19 protein-coding genes are annotated in these 22,596 nt (G+C 63.6%); 9 read left to right on the forward strand and 10 right to left on the reverse strand.

Annotation, left to right across the window (positions count from 1 at the left end):
- Positions 1 to 7 precede the first annotated feature (7 nt).
- Positions 8 to 598, forward strand: coding sequence for a hypothetical protein (locus IE116_RS21705; protein WP_189615310.1), 591 nt, complete (start codon positions 8 to 10; stop codon positions 596 to 598).
- A 29-nt stretch (positions 599 to 627) separates the two neighbouring features.
- Here IE116_RS21705 and IE116_RS21710 read toward each other — a convergent pair whose 3' ends face one another.
- Positions 628 to 1,674, reverse strand: a complete 1,047-nt coding sequence (locus IE116_RS21710) for a CAP domain-containing protein (RefSeq protein WP_189615311.1) — start codon at positions 1,672 to 1,674, stop codon at positions 628 to 630.
- 135 nt (positions 1,675 to 1,809) lie between these two features.
- Between IE116_RS21710 and IE116_RS21715 the strand changes: the two genes are divergently transcribed.
- From IE116_RS21715 to IE116_RS21725, 3 genes are all read left to right on the forward strand, one after another.
- Entirely contained in the window at positions 1,810 to 1,998 is a 189-nt protein-coding gene (locus IE116_RS21715) for a YqaE/Pmp3 family membrane protein (protein ID WP_189615312.1), read from the forward strand.
- Between the two features lie 192 nt (positions 1,999 to 2,190).
- On the forward strand, positions 2,191 to 4,806 hold the full coding sequence (alaS, locus tag IE116_RS21720) for an alanine--tRNA ligase (protein ID WP_189615314.1): 2,616 nt from the start codon (positions 2,191 to 2,193) through the stop codon (positions 4,804 to 4,806).
- Positions 4,807 to 4,857: 51 nt separating this feature from the next.
- Positions 4,858 to 5,103, forward strand: coding sequence for a sulfurtransferase TusA family protein (locus tag IE116_RS21725; protein WP_189615316.1), 246 nt, complete (start codon positions 4,858 to 4,860; stop codon positions 5,101 to 5,103).
- A 314-nt stretch (positions 5,104 to 5,417) separates the two neighbouring features.
- Here the strand turns inward: IE116_RS21725 and fusA are convergent, their stop codons facing one another.
- The 6 genes from fusA to IE116_RS21755 all read right to left on the reverse strand — a co-directional run bounded on the left by fusA (position 5,418) and on the right by IE116_RS21755 (position 14,264).
- A complete protein-coding gene (gene fusA, locus IE116_RS21730; RefSeq protein WP_189615318.1) occupies positions 5,418 to 7,526 on the reverse strand; it encodes an elongation factor G in 2,109 nt (702 codons plus the stop codon).
- 266 nt (positions 7,527 to 7,792) lie between these two features.
- Positions 7,793 to 8,788: a ketopantoate reductase family protein gene (locus IE116_RS21735; protein ID WP_189615320.1), complete on the reverse strand. Its 996-nt coding sequence runs from the start codon at positions 8,786 to 8,788 to the stop codon at positions 7,793 to 7,795.
- Positions 8,789 to 8,877: 89 nt separating this feature from the next.
- Positions 8,878 to 11,724 (reverse strand): valine--tRNA ligase, encoded by a 2,847-nt coding sequence (locus IE116_RS21740; RefSeq protein WP_189615322.1) that lies wholly within the window; start codon positions 11,722 to 11,724, stop codon positions 8,878 to 8,880.
- Between the two features lie 93 nt (positions 11,725 to 11,817).
- Positions 11,818 to 12,234 (reverse strand): hypothetical protein, encoded by a 417-nt coding sequence (locus tag IE116_RS21745; protein ID WP_189615324.1) that lies wholly within the window; start codon positions 12,232 to 12,234, stop codon positions 11,818 to 11,820.
- 1 nt (position 12,235) lies between these two features.
- Positions 12,236 to 12,667, reverse strand: a complete 432-nt coding sequence (locus tag IE116_RS21750) for a DNA polymerase III subunit chi (protein ID WP_189615325.1) — start codon at positions 12,665 to 12,667, stop codon at positions 12,236 to 12,238.
- Positions 12,668 to 12,704: 37 nt separating this feature from the next.
- Positions 12,705 to 14,264, reverse strand: coding sequence for a leucyl aminopeptidase (locus IE116_RS21755; RefSeq protein ID WP_189615327.1), 1,560 nt, complete (start codon positions 14,262 to 14,264; stop codon positions 12,705 to 12,707).
- A gap of 76 nt (positions 14,265 to 14,340) precedes the next feature.
- Here IE116_RS21755 and lptF point away from each other — a divergent pair, with 76 nt between their 5' ends.
- The 3 genes from lptF (at position 14,341) to IE116_RS21770 (ending at position 17,173) form a co-directional block, all read left to right on the forward strand.
- Positions 14,341 to 15,426 carry an LPS export ABC transporter permease LptF gene (gene lptF / locus IE116_RS21760; protein WP_189615329.1) on the forward strand — a complete coding sequence of 362 codons (1,086 nt, stop codon included), beginning with the start codon at positions 14,341 to 14,343 and terminating at the stop codon, positions 15,424 to 15,426.
- Between the two features lie 146 nt (positions 15,427 to 15,572).
- Positions 15,573 to 16,517, forward strand: coding sequence for a CysB family HTH-type transcriptional regulator (locus IE116_RS21765; protein WP_189615331.1), 945 nt, complete (start codon positions 15,573 to 15,575; stop codon positions 16,515 to 16,517).
- A 263-nt stretch (positions 16,518 to 16,780) separates the two neighbouring features.
- Complete coding sequence (locus IE116_RS21770; protein WP_179589391.1) at positions 16,781 to 17,173, forward strand: DUF2325 domain-containing protein; 393 nt, start codon at positions 16,781 to 16,783, stop codon at positions 17,171 to 17,173.
- Here IE116_RS21770 and IE116_RS26200 read toward each other — a convergent pair.
- Complete coding sequence (locus IE116_RS26200) at positions 17,127 to 17,564, reverse strand: C40 family peptidase (RefSeq protein ID WP_373303091.1); 438 nt, start codon at positions 17,562 to 17,564, stop codon at positions 17,127 to 17,129. The two genes, IE116_RS21770 and IE116_RS26200, sit on opposite strands and share 47 nt — an antisense overlap.
- A gap of 505 nt (positions 17,565 to 18,069) precedes the next feature.
- Here IE116_RS26200 and IE116_RS21780 point away from each other — a divergent pair.
- A complete protein-coding gene (locus IE116_RS21780) occupies positions 18,070 to 18,474 on the forward strand; it encodes a heme-binding protein (protein WP_189615333.1) in 405 nt (134 codons plus the stop codon).
- A 250-nt stretch (positions 18,475 to 18,724) separates the two neighbouring features.
- Positions 18,725 to 20,098 (forward strand): MFS transporter, encoded by a 1,374-nt coding sequence (locus IE116_RS21785; RefSeq protein WP_189615334.1) that lies wholly within the window; start codon positions 18,725 to 18,727, stop codon positions 20,096 to 20,098.
- A 109-nt stretch (positions 20,099 to 20,207) separates the two neighbouring features.
- On the opposite strand, the gene IE116_RS21790 is transcribed toward IE116_RS21785, so the two are convergent.
- A complete protein-coding gene (locus IE116_RS21790) occupies positions 20,208 to 21,731 on the reverse strand; it encodes a fumarate hydratase (RefSeq protein ID WP_189615336.1) in 1,524 nt (507 codons plus the stop codon).
- Between the two features lie 47 nt (positions 21,732 to 21,778).
- The gene (locus IE116_RS21795; protein WP_189615338.1) at positions 21,779 to 22,423 is read right to left on the reverse strand and encodes a YqhA family protein; all 645 of its coding nucleotides are present in this window, start codon (positions 22,421 to 22,423) and stop codon (positions 21,779 to 21,781) included.
- Positions 22,424 to 22,596: the final 173 nt, after the last annotated feature.

The raw sequence follows: 22,596 nt of genomic DNA on the forward strand, positions 1-22,596 counted from the left end.
CATTGTCATGACCCAACTATCGATCGCCACCGCGATCATCGCCGCGCTGTGGACGCTTCCTGCCACCGCGCAACTCGCCCCACCACAATGGACCCGTCCGGCGATGGACTCGACGCATGTGACGGGGACGGCGGAGAGGGTGATGCCGGAGATTCCGATTAAGTCTGAAGGCGGGCAACCGCAGTCCGTGAAGGCTCCTGCGAGTATTGCCGAGCTTCTTGCAGCATTTGACGGCGTTGTGCTTGAGATGCCCGGTAACGAACGGGCGGGCGCATTCGAACAGCTTCGATTTCGATTCAGTCGCGAAAAAATGCAATCCCAGTTCACGATGCTCTGGAATTGGTATGACGGGTGCCGTGTCGATGAACGCGTACCCCGCTGCGTCCATAGGAATCATCATATCTTCCTGTCACCGGAGGGCCTCACTGTAGTCAGGCAAGGTTGTGGTGGTCTGTACGGGAGTGCCGGCGGCAGCGCTGAGTTCAAATGGGCAGACTTTGTCGGACTCGGAGGACTGGAATCCGGTAACAAGCACTGGGTGCTGCAACGAGATTCATTTTGGACGTCCTGCTACGCCGATGTGGGCTCCAACGATTGACGATTGCAGAACGTCATGCTTAGCCGTTGTCAGAGCGCGGTTGTGAAAGCCCACTGTGTCTTGGTCGAAACTCCTTCATATTCGACGTCCATAACCAGCTCGTACCTTGTGCCCGGGCGTAATGGTTCTTTTGGAACAACAAAGATGCAGTGGCGTGTGTTGCCGAGGTTAGGATCGGTACGTACTTCTACGCCGGGGGATGCCATGATCGTCGTTGCGGAGTGCTTCAGTACCCAACTCGGCAGGGGTTGGGAGCTGCGGACCTCGGTCAGTCCAGTGACGGAAACGCGCATGCCCACTGTGCGATTTACCCTTCTGCAATACATGATCGGAGGGCCAACCTTGATCGAATAATTCGTGGCGACATCCGGCAACGGGTTTGGCATCTCCGTGTAGGGAACGAACGAGACGGGCACTTGGGTTGCGCCATCTACCGGCCATACCCAAGGTTCTTTTACCGGAGGTAGACGCCTGTCCGTGACCCCGATCGTTATCGAACTCATGACACGCGATGGATCGTCCGCAGCGGCGGTAAATCCGATCCCCAACTCATTTGCGTTAGGCGTCAGAACCCCTGCTAAGTGATACACAGAATTGAGGTGCCAGTTCAAGTGGTCGGCCCCGCTTGTTGTGGGGCGCCTCCAAGCAATAACTTCGGTTTGTGGAAAATTCTTATAGACTTGGGTGGCAGCGCGCTGTGCAAAGTCGACACCCGTGAACAGCGGGTACGCCGCATCTTCGTAATGACTGAAGATGTTATTGCGCATCTGATAATCCGAATGCGCCTGCGCAGCCCGATCCAGTTCCACACTCTGCTTCAACGCACTGACGCCCGCCGCGATCCGCGCCTCGTTGATCCGCTTGAACGCCTGCTCATGCATTCCCGTATAGGTGGATGTCGGCATGGTCAGAATCGGCTGCTCCACCGGCTTTTCCGTCGACACCGCCGCCGACCCGTTCGCAGCGGGCGCCTCATCACCGCCCCCACCGCACCCCGCCACCATCCACCCAGCCGCAATCGCCGCCACTGCCCAACCACCGCCCGCCACCCTCGACCCTTTCCCCGCAAACGTCATCTTCTTCTCTCCACTGCATCGGCAACAACTTGCCGCGGTCCGCCGGACTACCCGGCTTTACACAGCCTAACGCGCCGGGGTAGCCTGTACGGCCGTCACGTGGACAGTTTTGTCCTAGTTAAAAGGTTGTTTTCCATGCGTTTGGTCATTGCTCTGTTGTTGCCCTGGCTGCTGTTTTTCACGATCGGCCGCCCGTTCGTCGGCATCCTCTGCCTGATCCTGCAGATCACGGTCATCGGCTGGATTCCTGCGGCCATCTGGGCGGTCTATGCCTTGAGTCAGTACAAGACTGACCAGAAGATCCGCACGGCCTTCCCGCGCTGATCTGCCCGGCCGGATAGCCGGCCGACCTGCCACACCGCCGTTGCCCATCCGCGTTTTCGCCACCGAGCCACGCTGGCGCACCCGTGCGGCCCCTTCCGGTCGCGCGACCCTCTATAATCAGAGGTTCGATTCTTACCCCTGGGGATGCAAACTGCGGTCTTTTGCGATTCATCCCCGCCCATGAGCGCTGCGATGAAATCCGCCGAGATCCGTCAGAAATTCCTGCAATTCTTCGAATCCCAGGGGCACACGATTGTCCCGTCGTCGTCCCTGGTTCCCGGGAACGACCCGACGCTGTTGTTCACGAACTCCGGCATGGTGCAGTTCAAGGACCTGTTCCTCGGCACCGAGACGCGCAGCTACAAGCGCGCGACATCCTCGCAGCGCAGCGTGCGCGCAGGCGGCAAGCACAATGACCTGGAAAACGTCGGCTATACGGCGCGGCATCACACCTTTTTCGAGATGCTGGGCAATTTCAGCTTCGGCGATTACTTCAAGCGCGATGCGATCCAGTACGCCTGGCAGTTGCTGACGGGCGTGTACGGTCTGCCCAAGGAAAAGCTGTGGGTCACCGTCTACCAGGAAGACGACGAAGCCTACGACCTGTGGCGTGACGAGATCGGCGTGCCGGTCGAGCGCATCATCCGCATTGGCGACAACAAGGGCGCGCGGTATGCGTCCGACAACTTCTGGCAGATGGGCGATACCGGACCGTGTGGTCCATGTACCGAAATCTTCTATGACCACGGCCCGGACATCTGGGGTGGCCCGCCGGGATCGCCGGAAGAAGACGGCGATCGTTACATCGAGATCTGGAACCTGGTGTTCATGCAGTTCGAGCGTGACGCGGCCGGCACCTTGACGCCGCTGCCCAAGCCCTGCGTGGATACCGGCATGGGACTGGAGCGGATTGCAGCGGTGCTGCAGCACGTGCACTCCAACTACGAGATCGATCTGTTCCAGAACCTGATCAAGGCCGCCGCGCGCGAAACGGGCTGCACGGACTTGAACGAGAATTCGCTGAAGGTGATCGCCGATCACATCCGCGCATGTTCGTTCCTGATCGTAGACGGCGTGATTCCGGGCAGCGAAGGCCGTGGGTATGTGCTGCGCCGGATCATCCGCCGTGCGCTGCGCCATGGCTACAACCTTGGGCAGAAAAAGCCTTTCTTCTATCGCCTGGTCAAGGACCTCGTGGCCGAGATGGGCGAGGCCTATCCCGAACTGGTCGCGAACCAGTCGCGGGTGGAGCAGGTGCTGCGCCAGGAAGAGGAACGTTTCGGCGAGACGCTGGAAAACGGCATGAAGATCCTGGACGTCGCACTGGCGGGGCTCAAGCCGGGGCAGGCGCTGGACGGCGAGACGCTGTTCACGCTGTATGACACCTATGGCTTCCCGACCGACCTGACCGCCGATATCTGCCGCGAACGCGAGATCGAAGTGGACATGGACGGCTTCGAAGTCGCCATGAAGCGTCAGCGCGACCAGGCCCGTGCCGCCGGCAAGTTCAAGCAGTCGGCCGGCCTGTCGTATGACGGCGCCAAGACGGTGTTCGTGGGGTATTCCGAACTGCTGAGTGAAGGCCGCGTTACTGCGCTGTATGTCGATGGCACGCCGGTCAAGGCGATCGAGGCCGGCCAGTCGGCGGTCGTGGTGCTGGACCATTCGCCGTTCTACGCGGAGTCGGGCGGGCAGGTGGGCGATTCGGGCGTGCTGTATGCCAGCCAGGGCAAGTTCATGGTCGACGACACCCTCAAGGTGCAGTCCGAAGTGTTCGGTCATCACGGCAAGCTGGAAAGCGGCCGCCTGGAACTGGGCGAAACGGTCAAGTCCGAAGTGGATGCCGAGCGCCGCGCGCGCACGGGCCGCAACCACTCGTCGACGCACTTGCTGCACAAGGCGCTGCGGATCGTGCTGGGCGACCATGTCCAGCAAAAGGGTTCGCTGGTCGATCCGGACAAGACCCGTTTCGACTTTGCGCATGACGCGCCCATGACGTCCGACGAGATCGCGCGTGTCGAGGCCATCGTGAACAAGGAAGTGCTGGCCAATACGCCGGTCACGACCAAGATGGTGTCGTACGACGAAGCGGTCAAGGACGGCGCGGTGGCGCTGTTTGGCGAGAAATACGGCGACGAAGTCCGTGTGCTGGACATCGGCTTTTCGCGCGAACTGTGCGGCGGCACGCACGTGGCGCGCACGGGCGACATCGGCCTGTTCAAGATCGTGACCGAGACGGGCGTGGCGGCGGGCATCCGCCGGGTCGAGGCCATCACCGGCGACAACTCGCTGGCGTATGTGCAGAACCTGAACGCCACGTTGAATTCCGCGGCCAGCACATTGAAGGTGCAGCCGGGCGAAGTGCCCGCGCGTCTGGGCCAGGTGCAGGACCAGGTGCGTCAACTGGAAAAGGAACTGGCGCAGCTCAAGAGCAAGCTGGCGACCAGTGCCGGTGCGGACCTGGCGGCCGGCGCCGTCGACGTGAAGGGCGTGAAGGTCCTGGCCGCGATGCTGAACGGCGTGGATCCGAAGTCGCTGCGCGAGACGGTCGACAAGTTGAAGGACAAGCTGCATTCGGCCGCGATCGTGCTGGCCGCGGTCGAAGGCTCGAAAGTGAGCCTGGTGGCCGGGGTCACGGCCGACGCGTCGGGCAAGGTCAAGGCCGGCGAACTGGTGAACTTCGTGGCGCAGCAGGTGGGTGGCAAGGGCGGTGGCCGTCCTGACATGGCCATGGCGGGTGGCACCGATCCGTCAGGTCTGGAAGCGGCGCTGGCCGGCGTTCAGGCCTGGGTGGAATCGCGCCTGTAAGCGTTCAGGACCTGTATGGGTCCAGGACTTTCAAGCGTTCAGGAGAATTGCATGAGTGATGTGGACCTGTCGTTCGACCTGGAAGTGGATGCCAAGGGGCTGAAATGTCCCTTGCCCATCTTGCGGGCAAAGAAGGCGTTGGCCACCCTGACCAGTGGTCAGGTGCTGAAGGTCATCGCGACCGACACGTCGTCGACGCGCGACTTCCAGGCGTTCGCCAAACAGACGGGGAACGCGCTGCTGGCGCAGACCGATGATGGCGAGGGCGTGTATACGCACTTTCTGAAACGGCGGTAAACGGCGCGGCGCTGCCGGTTCAAGGCAGCGTGTCGTACCAACGGGTCACCTTCCTTACAACGAAGGTGACCCGTTTTTTTTGGCTATGGGTGCGCTTGCCTCTGACGACGCCAAAGCGCCTGACCCGCATCCTGCGTGCGATGCGTCGCAGGCCACCCCCAAGGGCACCGGGCCGACAACCGGCCCCAAAAAAAAGCGGACCCCGAAGGATCCGCTTTTTGTCTTGCCGACGCCGGTCACCCGGCACGACCTGGTGCCTTACCGCAGCGACATCACCGCAACGACATCACCGCCACGACATCACCGCAGCGACATCACCGCGACTGCCGCTGCCCGACCACCTGTTCCACCACATTGCGCGGTGCTTCCGCGTAATGCTTGAACTCCATCGTGTATGTCGCGCGGCCTTGGGTCAGCGAACGCAGGCCGGTTGAATACCCGAACATCTCGGCCAGCGGCACTTCGGCGCGTACCAGCTTGCCGCCGCCGCCCGCGATGTCTTCCATGCCTTGCACCATCCCGCGGCGCGACGACAGGTCGCCCATCACGTTGCCCATGAAGTCTTCGGGCGTTTCCACCTCGACACTCATCATCGGTTCGAGCAGCACGGGCGTCGCGCTCTTCATGCCTTCCTTGAACGCCATCGAGCCGGCCATCCGGAACGCGTTTTCGTTCGAGTCGACGTCATGATACGAACCGAAAGTCAGCGTCGCCTTGATGTCGACCACGGGGTAGCCCGCCAGCACGCCGGCCTTCAAGGATTCCTGAATGCCCTTGTCGACAGCCGGGATGTATTCGCGCGGCACCACACCGCCCTTGATCTGGTCGACGAATTCGTAGCCCTTGCCTTGCGGCTGGGGTTCGAGCGTCAGCACCACGTGACCGTACTGACCACGACCGCCCGACTGCTTGACGAACTTGCCTTCGACGTCCGACACCTTGGCCCGGATGGCCTCGCGATAGGCCACCTGCGGCTTGCCGACGGTAGCTTCGACGTTGAACTCGCGCCGCATCCGGTCAACCAGGATTTCCAGGTGCAGCTCACCCATCCCGGAAATGATGGTCTGGCCGGATTCCTCGTCGGTATGGACGCGGAACGACGGATCTTCCTGGGCCAGGCGGTTGAGCGCAATGCCCATCTTTTCCTGGTCGACCTGCGTCTTCGGTTCCACTGCCTGCGAAATCACGGGCTCGGGAAAGATCATGCGTTCCAGGATGATGACGCTGTCGGGATCGCTCAGGGTGTCGCCCGTCGTGACGTCCTTCAGGCCCACGGCTGCCGCGATGTCGCCGGCATGCACTTCCTTGATTTCCAGCCGTTCGTTGGCGTGCATCTGCACGATCCGGCCCAGCCGTTCCTTCTTGCCCTTCAATGGGTTGTAGACGGTGTCGCCGGTCTTGACGACGCCCGAGTACACACGGAAGAAGATCAACTGGCCGACGAACGGGTCGGTCATAATCTTGAAGGCGAGCGCAGAGAACTTCTCGTCGTCGGCCGGATGGCGTTCGATTTCCTTGTCGTCTTCGTCCATGCCCTTGATGGCGGGCACGTCCACCGGCGAGGGCAGGTAGTCGATGACGGCATCGAGCATGGCCTGCACGCCCTTGTTCTTGAACGCGCTGCCACACAACATCGGGACGATCTGGTTCGCCACGGTCCGCAGCCGGATGCCGTGCTTGATTTCCTCTTCGGTCAGCGTGTCGCCATTGAGGTACTTGTCCATGAGTTCCTCGGTGGCCTCGGCCGCCTCGGACACCATGGTTTCGCGCCACTCTTCGGCGGTCGCCTGCAGGTCTTCGGGAATGTCGCGGTATTCAAAGGTGACGCCCTTGTCGGCATCGTTCCAGATGATGGCTTTCATCTTGACGAGGTCGATCACGCCTTCGAAATGGTCTTCGGCGCCCACGGGAATCTGCAGCGGCACGGCGCGGCCCTTCAGGCGGTCGCCAATCTGGCGCTGCACGCGGAAAAAGTCCGCACCGGTCCGGTCCATCTTGTTGACGAACGCAATCCGGGGCACGGCATACTTGTTCGCCTGCCGCCATACCGTTTCCGATTGGGGCTGCACGCCGCCGACCGAGTCATAGACCATCACGGCGCCGTCGAGCACGCGCATGGAGCGTTCGACTTCGATAGTGAAGTCCACGTGCCCCGGGGTGTCGATGATGTTGATGCGGTGTTCGGGATAGTTGCCGGCCATGCCGCGCCAGAACGCGGTCGTGGCAGCCGACGTGATGGTGATGCCGCGTTCCTGCTCCTGTTCCATCCAGTCCATGGTGGCGGCGCCATCATGCACTTCGCCAATTTTGTGATTGACCCCGGTGTAGAACAGGATGCGCTCGGTCGTGGTGGTCTTGCCGGCATCGATGTGGGCGCTGATTCCGATGTTCCGGTAGCGTTCAATAGGGGTCTTTCGGGTCATGGCAATCTCGTGAATTGGTTGCTGGACGAACTGTCAATACGACAGAACCGAGGGGTGAACAGACAACGAGTCTGCTCCCAAACGCGGCATGTCCGCAATAGCGCGGCATGATTTTGTAATGCCGGATACATATATAGGGATAGCGGCCGCGCCAACAAGAGGGGAAGGACAACTATTGCGTGGATGAGCCTGCTGAAGGTCGTCCTGTCCGTGTCCACCCCTTCCGCTTCAGTCGCGCGCCCCGGCCGCTGTCATCCCGCCTGCTGTCATCCCGCCTGCGTCACCCGCCGGTTCAGTCCCTGCAGCAGCGGCAGCACCCCATCCAGCGCCGGCGTGGCCACCTCGCCATACCGCGCCAGCACCTGCAACTGTCCCAGCAAGGCGTCCACTTCCATGGGCCGTCCGGCCAGCACGTCCTGCAGCATGGACGGGCGGGCATCGGGCACCCGTTCCGGGTCGAGCAGCGCTTCGATGTCGAGGTCGGGGTCTACCGGGAACCCTGACGCGTCGGACACGGCAATCACTTCGTGGATCAAGGTCCGCGACAGATCCCGGATGCCGGGCTCCAGCAGGCGTTCACGCGCCGTCAGCCCGGTCAACGCGCACAGTGGATTGACCGACACGTTGAGCACCAGCTTGCCGAAGATATCGCGGCGCAGATCGGTGCGGGCCGAGACCTCGATGCCGGCCGCGGCAAACAGATCGACGGTCGACGCCAGCCGCGGCGACCGGGTCCCGTCCGGCTCGCCCAGCAGGAAGCGGCTGTGGCCCTTGTTGGTGATCTCGCCAGGCGCCGTCACCTCGTTGGGCGAATAAATCACGCCGCCCAGCGCCGCATCCGCACCCAATGTGTCGCGCAGCGCGCGATTCGGGTCGATCAGGTCCAGCGGCACGCCAGACGCCGCATGCCCAGCCGGCAGACCGTGCGACCACCACCAAGGAATGCCGTTGATCAGGAATAGCACCGGCGCGCCCGGCGCCCGCAGGGCGGCCAGGGCCGGTGCGGCGTCTGGCAAAGACGTGGCCTTCAGCGTCACGATGATCAGGTCCTGTGGCGGCAGGTCCGCCGGGTTGTCGGTGGCTGCCACCGGCCGCACCGTGGTGCGCTGATCCTTGTGGATCAGGGTCAGGCCGCGTTCACGGATTGCCGCCAGATGCGCCCCGCGGGCGACCACCGACACATCGGCCACGCCGGCCGAGGCCAGCCGGACCGCCACGTTGCCCCCCACGGCGCCCGCGCCATAGATCGTCACTTTCTTCATGTGGTTTCCTCAATCCTGTCGCCGACAGATAAAAAAAACGGGTGACCGCCATCGCGATGCACCCGTTTTGTGGTCCCTGGCCAGCCGCCTTACTTCAGGCGCTGACGCTGTTCCCGAACCTTGGCCAGCGTGTCATTGAACTGGGCCATCCGGGCTTTTTCCTGATCCACCACCGCAGCCGGCGCGCGTGCAACAAAGCTCTCGTTGCTCAGCTTCGCCGTAGTCTTGGCGATCTCGCCTTCCAGCCGCGCGATTTCCTTGTCCAGGCGCGCCTGCTCTGCCGCGACATCGATCTCGATGTGCAGCATCAGGCGGGCCTGGCCCACCACCTGCACCGGCGCGCCCACGTCGGGCAGGGTGTCCATGACATTGACTTCGCTCAACCGTGCCAGCGCCGCCAGGTAGGGGCCATTGCGCTCGAGCGTCGCACGGTCGCCGGTCACGTTCAGCGGAGCCTTCTGTGACGGCGGCACGTTCATCTCGCCCCGCAGCGCGCGTACGGCATCGATCTGGGCCTTCAGCTCGGCCATGGCGGCCTCGGCCGCTTCATCGATCTTTTCCGGCTCCGAGACAGGATAGGGCTGCACGCCGATCGACGTCGCCCCGTCCGCCCTGCGCTTGCCGGCGACGACCGACACCTTCTGCCACAGTTCTTCGGTAATGAACGGAATGATCGGATGGGCCAGGCGCAGTACGGTTTCCAGGACACGGATCAGCGTGCGGCGCGTGCCGCGCTGTTGCGCATCGGTGCCGCGTTGCAGCTGCACCTTGGCCAGTTCCAGGTACCAGTCGCAATACTCGTCCCACACGAAGCGGTAGAGCGACGTCGACACGTTGTCGAACCGGTAGTCCTCGAAGCCCCGGGCAATGTCCGCCTCGGTGCGTTGCAGCTGGCTGATGATCCAGTTGTCATACACCGACAGTTCCACCTCGGCCGTCTCGTCCAGTCCGCAGTCCTTGCCTTCCACATTCATCAGCACGAAGCGCGTGGCGTTCCAGAGCTTGTTGCAGAAGTTGCGATAGCCTTCGCAGCGCTTCAGGTCGAAGTTGATGTTGCGGCCCAGGGTTGCGTAGGCGGCCATGGTAAAGCGCAGCGCATCGGCGCCAAACGCAGGAATGCCTTCCGGAAATTCCTTCTTCGTTTTCTTGGCGATGCTTTCAGCCTGCTTCGGGTTCATCAGGCCGGTGGTGCGTTTGGCCAGCAGGCCGTCCAGCGCGATGCCGTCGATCAGGTCCACCGGGTCCAGTGTGTTGCCCTTGGACTTGCTCATCTTCTGGCCTTCCGCATCGCGGATCAGGCCGTGCACGTACACGTGGCGGAACGGCACCTGCCCCGTGAAGTGGGTCGTCATCATCACCATCCGGGCGATCCAGAAGAAGATGATGTCGAAACCCGTGACCAGCACCGACGATGGCAGGTATTTGGACATGTCCGGCGTCTGCTCGGGCCAGCCCATGGTGGTAAACGGCACCAGGGCAGACGAGAACCAGGTGTCGAGCACGTCGGGATCCCGCGTCAGCGGACCGGTCACGCCGGCGGCAAGCGCTTGCGCCTGGGCATCGGCTTCGGAACGCGCGACGAAGATCTGGCCGTCTTCCGAGTACCAGGCCGGGATCTGGTGGCCCCACCAGAGCTGGCGAGAAATGCACCAGTCCTGGATGTTGTTCAGCCACTGGTTGTACGTGGTGGTCCAATTTTCGGGATAGAACTTGACGCGGCCGTCGGCCACGACTTCCAGGGCAACGTCGGTGATGGACTTGCCCGGATGGATCGTGCCTTCGGGCGCCGGCTTGCTCATGGCCACGAACCACTGGTCGGTCAGCATGGGTTCGATGACCGAGTTGGTCCGGTCGCCGCGCGGCACCATCAACTTGTGTTTCTTGACTTCGACCAGCAGGCCGAGCGCTTCCAGGTCGGCCACGATACGCTTGCGCGCCTCGAAACGTTCCATGCCGCGATAGGCCTCGGGCGCTTCGTCGTTGATCATCGCGTCGAGCGTCAGCACCGAAATCATCGGCAGGCCGTGGCGCTGGCCCACGGCATAGTCGTTGAAGTCGTGGGCAGGCGTCACCTTGACGACGCCGGTGCCGAATTCACGGTCCACGTAGTCGTCGGCGATCACCGGAATGAGGCGGTCGGTCAGCGGCAGGCGGACCTGGCGCCCGATCAGCGCGGCGTAGCGTTCGTCTTCGGGATGGACCATGACGGCCACGTCGCCCAGCATGGTTTCCGGACGGGTGGTGGCGACCACCACCGTTTCATCGGAATCGGCCAGCGGGTAGCGGATGTGCCACATATGGCCATCTTCTTCCTCGCTGATCACTTCCAGGTCGCTGACGGCGGTGCCGAGCTTCGGGTCCCAATTCACCAGGCGTTTGCCGCGATAGATCAGTCCCTGCTCATACAGACGGGCAAAGGTCTCGGTCACGCCGCGCGACATGTCGTCGCTCATGGTGAAGTATTCGCGGTTCCAGTCGGGGGAGGTGCCCAGGCGGCGCATCTGGCCGGTGATCGTGCCGCCCGAATATTCCTTCCATTCCCACACCTTCTTGATGAAGGCGTCGCGGCCCAGGTCATGCCGGCTGACCTTCTGCGCGTCCAGCTGGCGTTCCACGACGATCTGCGTGGCGATGCCGGCGTGGTCGGTGCCCGGTACCCACAGGGTGTCGTAGCCGCGCATGCGGTGATAGCGGGTCAGGCCATCCATGATGGTCTGGTTGAAGGCGTGCCCCATGTGCAGCGTGCCGGTCACGTTGGGTGGCGGCAGCTGGATGGCGAACGCCTCGGCATTCTTGTCGGACTTGACGTGGACCCCGCCCGCGAAGTCGCCACGCCGTTCCCATTCCTGGTACCAGCGGGCTTCGATCGGCGCGGGCTCGAAGCTCTTGGGGAGTTCGTCGGTCGCGATAGGAGGGGTCGTGTCAGCTTGGGTCATCAACATTCCGGGAAAGCAGGTCAGGGCGCGCCGAATCACGGGGCGCCAGAGTCAACCGACCATTTTAGGCGATCGGGCGCGGCGGCGGGGCGCCTAGGGCAAGGGGTCGTCGGTTCGTGGACGAGGACGTTGCTGCTCGACGACGGCGGTCTGGCGGATCAGTTCCTTGTTCAGGCCTTCGTCGAGCATGCGCGAAATTTCGTTGCGCAGCTGGTCGGCCACGTCATCCATCACGCGGTCCACGGCGGCGGCAACGTGCTGCTGCATGCGGGCCCGCAGGATGGGTTCGATGCGGCGGTGCACGTCTTCGAGCAGCGCGGTGCGCATGTCGTTGAACAGGGTTTCGTCGACGAAACCGCCGCTGCGCGGCACATCCACCGCCTGCTGGATCAAGGGCAGCGGCGCAGTGGCGTCGGCCTGCGCAGCGGGGGCCACGGCCGGCACGTCGATGACTTCGGTCAGCACCGGAATGCTGGGGTCATCACGGGAAATCAGGGGGTCGATAGGCATGTCAGGGCAGGTCCTGGGTCGCCAGGTCGTGCTTGACGATCTGGTGGCCACATTCTTGATAGAAGCGCCAACGGGCGCGGGCTGCCTCGCGCTCGGACGCGTCGTTGGACACGATCTCGATCACGCGGCGAAACCGGGTGTAGATCGGCGGCCAGCTGTCGTCGAGGTTGAGGAGCCATTCATGGTGCGGGGTTTCGGCATCCGACGAGGTCAGCACCACCGGCGTCTGCGACGCCAGGGGATCGTCGACGGCCACATGCGGCACGAAGGCCAAGTCATCGAAGGCCCACAGCAGCCGGTCGAACTGGCTGAGCCGGTTGGTATCGCGGCAATACACCACCAGCTTCTGGCCTGCCTGGACGCGCTTGAGCGCCACCTGGCAGGCCGTGCGCAGGCGGTCGGGCGCGCCGAACGCAAAGTCGATCTCGGTCATGCCGGGACCGTCCGGGCGGGGAAGGGCGCCCGGCCCATCACACCAGGCTGATCAGGAATTGCGACAGCAGGGGCACCGGGCGGCCCGTGGCGCCCTTGTCCTTGCCGCTGCGCCATGCCGTGCCGGCGATGTCGAGGTGGGCCCAGCGATAGGCCTTGGTATAGCGCGACAGGAAGCAGGCTGCCGTGACCGCGCCGCCCGGAGGGCCGCCGATGTTGGCCATGTCGGCAAAATTCGACTTGAGCTGGTCCTGGTACTCGTCGTCCATCGGCAGGCGCCACACCGGGTCCATCGCCTGGCGCGAGACCGCGGTCAGGGCATCGGCCAGCGCGTCGTCCTTGGTGAAGAGGCCGGTGTTGACGTGGCCCAGCGCCGTGACGCACGCGCCGGTCAGGGTGGCGATGTCGATTACGCACGAGGGCTTGAAACGCTCGACATACGTGAGCGCGTCGCACAGGATCAGGCGGCCTTCGGCATCCGTATTCAGGATTTCGATGGTCTGGCCCGACATGCTGGTCACGACATCGCCGGGCTTGTTCGCGCGGCCGCTCGGCATGTTTTCGCATGCCGGCACCACCCCGATCACGTCGATCGGCAACTGCATTTCGGCCACGGCGCTCATCGTGCCGAACACGCTGGCCGCGCCGCACATGTCGTACTTCATTTCGTCCATGCCCGAGGCGGGCTTGATCGAAATGCCGCCCGAATCGAAGGTGATGCCCTTGCCGACGAGCACCACCGGTGCGTTCGCGCTGCCAGCCGCGCCACCGGCGGCCGCTGCGGCAGCTGCCGCCGCCTTGCCGCGCGGAATCTTGGCGGGCGCAGGCGCGAGCTTGCTGCCTTTATACCGCATGACGATGAACTTGGGAGCCTCGTACGAGCTGCGCGCCACCGACAGGAACGATCCCATGTTCAGGGCTTCGATCTGGCGGCGGTCCAGCACTTCCACGCGGAACTTGAGCGCCCGACCCATCTTCTTGGCCGTTTCGCCCAGGTAGGTGGGGGTGCAGATGTTCGGGGGCAGATTGCCCAGGTCCTTGGCGACCGTCATGCCGTTGGCAATGGCGCGGCCCTGGGCCATGCCCGCTTCGGCTTCCTTGGCGTCGGCCTTGTCCAGCGCCAGCAGCAGCTTGGCCAGCTTGGGGCGCACGACCGGGTCGCGCTTGCCGAAGGTGCCGTCGTAACGGTAGGTGACGTCGCCGGCAGCGATCGCCAGCAGGCGGGCGCGGGTGCGCACGTCGCAGCCTTCGATCGGCAGCGCGGCCAGGGTCAGCACGGCGTCGGCCGCGCCCGTGGACACGACGGCCTGCAGCGCGGCGCGGTAGCTGCTGGACAGCACCTTGGCCGTAAAGCCCGATTGCGGGCCCAGGCCCACCAGGACCACGCGCTGGGCGGCAACGCCGGTCAGGCTGCGCAGCACCAGGGTCTCGCCGGCGCGTCCCTTGAATTCATTCTTGACGACGTCGCGAATGGCGCCTGCAAGCGCCCGGTCGACCACGTCGGCGGCCGGTGTCAGCACGCCGTCGGCGAATACGCCAACGACCAGCGCGGCCGTTTTGATCTTCTCGGGTGACGAGGTCTGTGTGCTAAAGTCCATGCGCGATTCTTCCTATATGTAGTCGCGAGATTCCCAATTATCCCGCTGATGCGGATCCGTCGCACAAAGCATTCCATTGTCCCTTTTCCAGCGCTCCGTCAAAGACGAACTTACCAGCCATGGCAGCGTCGTGTTCTCGACGCTCGTCGTAGTGTGGATCAGTGTGCTCATGGTGCGCCTGCTCGGCGAAGCCGCGGCCGGCCGCATCGGTGCGGACGTGGTGATGGGTATCGCGGCGTTCTCGTCGATCAATTCGATGCCGACCATCATTGCGGTATCGGCTTTCATTGCCGTCCTGACCACCGTGACGCGCAACTACCGCGAGTCCGAAATGGTGGTCTGGTTCGCCAGCGGCCTGAGCCTGCTCGACTGGTTCAAGCCTATCCTGCGCTTTGCCATCCCGACCGCGCTGGTGGTGGCCGCCTTCACCATGTTCGCGTCGCCCTGGGCCTACCGCCAGATCAACGACTATCGCGACCGGTATGAGGCGCGGTCGGACGTCGCCAAGATCACCCCCGGCCAGTTCCTTGAATCCAATGGGGTCGACCGGGTGTTCTTTGTCGAGTCGGCCACCGACCTGGCCGACAAGGTCGGCAACGTGTTCGTGCGCTGGATCGAAAACGGCCGCCTGAATGTGCTCACGTCGGGCACCGGCACGATCGAAGAGGAAGCCAATGGCGACCGCTTCATGGTGCTGTCGTCGGGCCACCGGTACGAACTCATGCCCGGGTCGCCTGAATTCCGGCTCATGAGCTTCGAGAAGTACGGCGTGCGCATGGAACGCAAGACCGAGTCGTCGTCCGACGACCCGTCCACCAAGTCGCGCCCCACCATGGACCTGCTGCAGGATCCCGACCTGAAAGCGCGCGGTGAACTGTTGTGGCGGATCAGCCTGCCGCTGCTCGCCATCAACCTGGCCTTGCTGGCCATCCCGCTGGGCGCGGTCAATCCGCGCCTGGGCCGGTCCGGCGACGTGGTGATCGCGCTGCTGGTGGCCCTGTTCTACCTGAACATGGTGAATCTGGCGAAGGCCTGGGTGAACAACGGGCGGGTGGACGTGTTCGTGGCGCTGATCGCCTTGCACGGGACGGTCGCGGTGCTGACGGCGATCCTGATGTTTTTCCGCATGCGTCTGCGGGCACCCAAGGCGGCCGCCGCCTGACCCGGCCGGGGGGCGCCTGCCCCCGCTGCCTTCTGCGCAGCCGGACTTTGCATATAGCCAAATAGAATTAAGCGGCTGGTGCTTATTACCTTATGATCTTAGTCAACTGGGCATAGCCCGCTGATCTTCATAAGAACACACCACCCATGAACCTCCAGCAATTCAAATTCGTCCGAGAAACGGTCCGCCGCGACTTCAACCTGACCGAAGCGGCGCGCATGCTCTACACCTCGCAGCCGGGTGTTTCCAAGGCCATCATCGAGCTGGAAGACGAATTGGGGGTCAAGATCTTCGAGCGCCATGGCAAGCGCATCAAGGGCCTCACCAAGCCGGGCCAGGCCGTGTCGCAGATCGTCGACCGCATCATGCGCGAAGTCGACAACCTCAAGAAAGTCAGCGATGAGTTCGCCCGCCGCGACGAAGGCGGTCTGACCATCGCCTGCACCCACACCCAGGCGCGCTACGCCCTGCCCATCGTCATTCCGGCGTTTCGCCAGCTGTTTCCCAAGGTCCATCTGTCCTTGATCCAGGGCAGTCCCGGCCAGCTTGCCGAAATGGTTCTGAACGAACAGGCGGATCTGGCGGTCGCCACCGAAGCGCTGGCGCTGACCCCCGGCATGGTGACCTTGCCCTGCTACACGTGGGAACACGTCGTCGTCGTGCCCAAGGACCATCCCCTGGCGCAACTGACACCGGCTCAGGCCAAGAAGCTGACGCTGGAACAGCTGGCCCAATATCCGGTCATCACCTACGACCGCGCCTTTGCCGGACGGGTGGCCATCGACCAGGCCTTCAGTTCGCAGGACGTGCACCCCGACTTCGTGCTCGAAGCCATCGACGCCGACGTCATCAAGACTTACGTGGAATTGAATATGGGGATCGGGATCATCGCCGGCGTGGCCTACGACGCCAAGCGCGACACCAACCTCGTCGGCATCCCGGTCGGACGCCTGTTCGGCGTCCATACCAGCCGCATCGGCATGAAATCGGGCATCTTCCTGCGCGATTACGTCTACACCTTCGTCGAGCTGCTGGCCCCGGCGTTGACGCGCGAAGTGGTGCAGGAAGCGCTGCGGCCTGCACCGGGCTGATCTCGCCCGCCCACGCTCTGTGTCTGCGACGGTCTTTTTCGTCCGTCCGGCGTTCCCCGCTCTGACGTTTGCGCTCCCGGCGCGGCCGCCCGGCTCCTCGCCGGGCGATGCTTCTGCCTGGGCAAGCCAGCCAGAATTCTGATTCTCCTATCCCTTGTACGAAGTCGATTTGATAATCAAATGAGAACTCGTCTCATTCATGTTGACTCTATAACGAGAATCATTATCATCTGTTCTGGCTCGTATCAATCATCGGAGGCATCATGACGCTCAGCGCTGTCATCGTCGGGGCAGACCGGCTCGGGAACATTCCTGACCTGCTCAAAGGACACAACATCGCGATCACGCACCACATCAGTGGCCGCGACCCGTCCCATCAGAAAAAGACGTTGCAGTTGCCGTCGGGCACCGAGGTCCTGATCCTGTTGACCGACTTCCTCGGTCACAACGTCATGAAGGCCTTCCGGCAGGCGGCACAACGCTCAGGCATTCGCGTCGTGGCGTGCCGGCGTTCGGTGTGTGCGATGCAGCAGGCGCTGGAAACCTGCGGGTTGTGTGGCGCGGCGGGCAACGAGCCGTGTGCCCGTGCCGACGCCGCCCCGGCCGAGGTCAGGGTGCAGATGCCACGGTCGCGGCGATCCGGCGCGCGCCATTGAAGCGCGCTTTCCAGTAGGCCATGTCCATCCGGTCGACACGGACGACGCCACCGGCGGACGGGGAGTGAACGAACCGTCCTTCACCCAGATAGATGCCGACATGCGAATACTGGCGGCGCAGGGTGTTGTAGAACACGAGGTCGCCGGGTTGCAGGTCGGACGGCTCGATGTTCTGGCCCATGCGGCTGATTTCTTCGGACCGGCGGGGCAGGTTGAAGCCCAGCACCTGGCGAGCCACGTACGAGACCAGGCCGCTGCAATCGAAGCCCGTATCGGGCGACGATCCGCCCATCCGGTAACGAATCCCCAGATACCCCAGGGCCTGTGACGCCAGTTCCGATGTCGGCGCCAGCAGGCTGTCGGGGGCGTGCCACTGTCCGGACAGGATCATGGCGGGATCACGTGCGCCGGTGCGGGGATCGAAATCGGTGTCCGGCAGGTCCAGCATGCCTTCAGCCGCCGCAGCAAAGGGATCCTGCCAGGTGGTGTTCGGGTAACGGGGTAGCGGCTTGTTGATGTTTGCGCGGGCGGCCTGCGGTGTCTGCAGGCGGGCGCGAAGCGCGGCGGTGGTCACGATGCCGTCATCGCTGGCACTGAGGGCTTGGGGGGCGACGGTTGCGCAACCCGTCATTCCCGAGGCGATGGCAAGCGCGACGATCATCAGGGGCTTGCGGCAGCGTGCCAGGACGAAGAAGGAATGTGTCATGCCGTGTCAGGGGGTGACCAAAAGTAAGTCAATCGTCCAAAAGAGTGGCTAAGATACCGGCAGCTGTCGAGTAGGTCAATGCACTTATGCGTTGAAGGATCAAAAGAGTTGTGTGCACAGGGCCTACAATTTGCGCTTTCCCGCGCCGTGGCTGCCCTGCGGTGACCGAGCCTACCCAACAAGGATTCCTATGAAGACCAAGCACGTCCTGACCTCCGATGATGTGAAGAAGATCGCCGCTGCTGCCGAAGCCGAAGCGCTGGCGAACAAGTGGGCCGTCACCATCGCCATCGTCGACGACGGTGGCCACCTGCTGAATCTGCAACGCCTGGACGGCGCGGCGCCCATCTCGTCGCTGATCGGACCGGCCAAGGCCCGCACCGCGGCGCTCGGCCAGCGCGAAACCAAGATCTACGAAGACATCGTCAACAACGGCCGCACTGCCTTCCTGTCGGCGCCGCTGGACGGCCTGCTCGAAGGCGGCGTGCCGATCATCGTTGAAGGCCAGACCATCGGCGCCGTCGGCGTGTCGGGCGTCAAGTCCACCGAAGATGCCCAGATCGCCAAGGCTGGCATCGCCGCGCTCGGCGTGTAATACCGCAACGTCAGGCAATTGGCAGCCTTGCCGGCTGTCATTTCCCGGCAACAGCTGCTGCATTTGACCGAGTGCGCCCAGCGACAACGAACCCCGGAAACCCCTGTCATGCAGGGTTCCGGGGTTCGTTGCTTTCATGACGGCGCCAACGGCGCTGCGGTATCGTCTTGGCTGCGTGTGCATGGCGCCACGTCCTGCGCCACCGCCAGGTCTGTCCGTTTACCTTCTGACTCTTACCGGGGCCGTCCCCATGAACTCGACCCCGACCTCCTCGCGCCTGCGCGGCGCGCTCAATCCTGGCGTGCGTCCCCGCGAGGTCCTTGCCTGGTCGCTGTACGACTTTGCGAACTCCGGCTACACCACGGTGGTGCTCACGGCCGTCTTCAATGCCTACTTCGTGGGCGTCGTCGCCGGCAATGCGTCGTGGGCGACCTTGGCGTGGACGGGCACGCTGTCGGTGTCTTACCTGATCGTCATGCTCGCCATGCCGGGCCTGGGCGCCTGGGCGGATGCGCGGGGCGCCAAGAAGCGGCTGCTGGCCGTCAGCAGCATCGGCTGCATCGCCGCGACCGCGTCCCTGGCGCTGGTGGGACCCGGCGGGCTGTGGCTGGCCGTAGTGGCCGTCATCGTCTCGAACGTGTGTTTCAGTATTGGGGAATCGATCATTGCGGCGTTTCTGCCTGAATTGGCCAGGCCCGAGGCGCTCGGGCGCGTGTCGGGCTGGGGCTGGAGCTTCGGGTATTTTGGCGGGATGCTGACGCTGGGGCTGTCGCTGCTGGTGGTTACGCGCTCCCAGGCGGCAGGCGAGACGGCCACCCATTTCGTGCCGATGACGATGCTGCTGACGGCTGGGGTCTTTGCGCTCGCGGCGGTGCCGGTGTTCGTTTTTCTGAAAGAGCGGTCCGCGCCACAGCAGGGCGTGGCGACATCTGCTGCAGCCACGGCCGGCGCGCTGGGCGTGCCGCCGTCCGCCGCAGGCAAATCCCTGGGCTTCATGGGGGTGATGCGGCAGCTGGGCGCGTCCTGGCGCGCCACCAAGGCTTTTCCCGATTTCCGCAACCTGCTGATCTGCGGCGTCTTCTATCAGGCCGGGATCGCGGTCGTGATCACCCTGGCCGCGGTCTATGCCGAGCAGGTCATGAAGTTTCAGCAGGCGCAGATCATGATGCTGGTCTTCCTGGTGAATATCACGGCCGCCGCGGGCGCCTTCAGTTTCGGCTTCGTGCAGGACAGGATCGGCCACCGGGCGGCCTTGGGCGCGACGCTGTTCGGCTGGATCGCCATGGTGTTGACCGCGTATTTCGCGCAGACCGACGGCGGCTTCTGGGCCGCGGCCGCGCTGGCCGGCCTGTGCATGGGGTCGAGCCAGAGCGCCGGGCGCGCGATGACAGGCGCCCTGGCGCCAGCGACGCGCCTGGGTGAATTCTTTGCGCTGTGGACCTTCGCTACGCGGCTGGCCGCAATCATCGGGCCGCTGACCTACGGCATGGTCACCTGGGTCACCGACGGCAACCATCGCCTGGGCATCCTGATCACCGGGGTGTTCTTCGTGATCGGTTTGCTGGTGCTCACACGCATCGACATGCGGCGCGGTGAAGCCTTGCGGGCGTCGCAGGCGGCGTAAGGACGACGCGGCGGCCAGCCAAAAAAAACGGACAGCCTCGGCTGTCCGTTTTCATAACAGGTAAAGCCACGCACGCTTCGCGCCGCCCTTCGCCGTGTTCGACCTCGTGTTAGGCGATTTCGACCGGAATGCCGGCGATCTTGGCCGACCAGGTCTTCGGGCCGGTCTCGTGCACCGACGTGCCCGTCGAATCCACCGCCACCGTCACCGGCATGTCCTTCACGTCGAATTCGTAGATGGCTTCCATGCCCAGGTCGGCAAAGCCGACGACCTTGGCACTGCGGATCGCCTTGGACACCAGGTAGGCCGAACCGCCCACGGCCATCAGGTAGGCCGACTTGTGCTTGCGGATCGATTCGATGGCGACCGGGCCGCGTTCGGCCTTGCCGATCATCGAGATCAAGCCTGTCTGCTCGAGCATCATGTCGGTGAACTTGTCCATACGGGTGGCAGTGGTCGGGCCGGCAGGTCCGACGACCTCGTCACGCACGGGATCCACCGGGCCCACGTAATAGATTACGCGGTTGGTGAAGTCCACAGGCAGCGATTCGCCCTTGGCCAGCATTTCCTGGATGCGCTTGTGCGCCGCATCGCGGCCGGTCAGCATCTTGCCCGAAAGCAGCAGGGTCTGGCCCGGCTTCCACGACGCCACTTCTTCCTTGGTCAGCGTGTCCAGGTCGACACGGGCCGACTTGTTGTAGTCGGGCGCCCAGTTCACGTCGGGCCATTCTTCCAGCGACGGCGGATCCAGGCGGGCGACGCCCGAGCCATCCAGCGTGAAGTGCGCGTGGCGCGTGGCCGCACAGTTCGGGATCATCGCAATCGGCTTGGATGCAGCGTGCGTCGGGAACATGCTGATCTTGACGTCCAGCACGGTCGTCAGGCCGCCCAGGCCCTGCGCGCCGATGCCCAGGGCGTTGACCTTGGTGTACAGCTCGATCCGCATTTCTTCCAGCTTGCTGTTCGGGCCGCGTTGCAGCAGCTCGTACATGTCGATGTCTTCCATCAACGACTGCTTGGCCATCAGCATCGCCTTTTCGGCGGTGCCGCCGATACCGATGCCCAGCATGCCGGGCGGGCACCAGCCCGCGCCCATCAGCGGGACGGTCTTGAGCACCCAGTCGACCACGGAGTCGCTCGGGTTCAGCATCGCAAACTTGGACTTGTTTTCGGAACCGCCGCCCTTGGCCGCCACCTGCACGTCGACGACGTTGCCGGGCACCAGTTCGACGTTGACCACACAGGGCGTGTTGTCGCCGGTGTTCTTGCGGGCAAACTGCGGATCGGCGAGCACGGAGGCGCGCAGCAGGTTATCCGGATTCAGATAGCCGCGGCGCACCCCCTGATCACAGAGCTCCTGCAGCGAGAACTTGCTGTCGAAGCGCACGTCCATGCCCACTTTCAGGAACACGTTGACGATGCCGGTGTCCTGGCAGATCGGGCGCTTGCCCTCGGCGCACATGCGCGAATTGGTCAGGATCTGGGCGATCGCGTCCTTGGCGGCGGGGCTTTCCTCGCGCTCGTAGGCGCGCGCCAGGTGGCGGATGTAATCGACCGGGTGGTAGTAGCTGATGAACTGCACAGCGTCGGCGATCGATTGAATCAGGTCTTCTTCCTTGATGACGGTAGTCATGCAACTCTCCGGGTCGATACAAAAAGAGGAGGGGCGAACGCGAAGCGTCAGTGGCCGCCATTCTGGATACGTTCGTGGGTGGGCGCCATCAGGCGGTCGGTGTAAGCGATGGCCAGCGCCGACAGCAGGAACGCGACGTGGATGCTGGTCTGGGCGATCAGCGTCTTGCTGTCGTAGTGGGCGGCGTTGATGAAGGTCTTGAGCAGGTGGATCGACGAAATGCCGATGATCGCCGTGCCCAGCTTGACCTTCAGCACCGACGCATTGACGTGCGACAGCCATTCCGGCTGGTCCGGGTGGTTTTCCAGGTGCAGACGGGACACGAAGGTCTCGTAACCGCCCACGATCACCATGATCAGCAGGTTGGAAATCATCACCACGTCGATCAGGCCCAGCACGACCAGCATGATGGTCGTTTCGTTCAGCACCGTGGGCGCCGCCATCGGGGTCTGACCCGGCACGACGGGCATGACGGCCTGGGCCAGCAGTTCGATGGCGTGCTGATTGCCGAATGCGGCCTCGATCAGATGGACCAGTTCGACCCAGAAATGGAAGACATAGACCCCCTGGGCGACGATCAAACCGAGGTACAGCGGCAGCTGCAGCCACCGGCTCATGAAGATCAGGTTGGGCAAGGGGCGCAGCGCGCGGGGCGGGCTGAACTCGGAGCGGGGCTTGCTGGGGTCTGACATATGCTGCCTGTTGAGGAAATTGGGGTTACCGCGCGGGATTGTACGGTGCTTGAGCAGGGCGCGCCGCAGCGTACGGACCACACCGGGTTTCTGTAACCTATGGCTAACACCGTTTCGACAGGACGGTGTCGCGTCGCAAAATAGCGACCGGAGCCCTGCACGCCGAGACCCGC

Origin of the sequence: Pigmentiphaga litoralis (assembly GCF_014651835.1) — a bacterium.
GTDB lineage: Bacteria > Pseudomonadota > Gammaproteobacteria > Burkholderiales > Burkholderiaceae_B > Pigmentiphaga > Pigmentiphaga litoralis.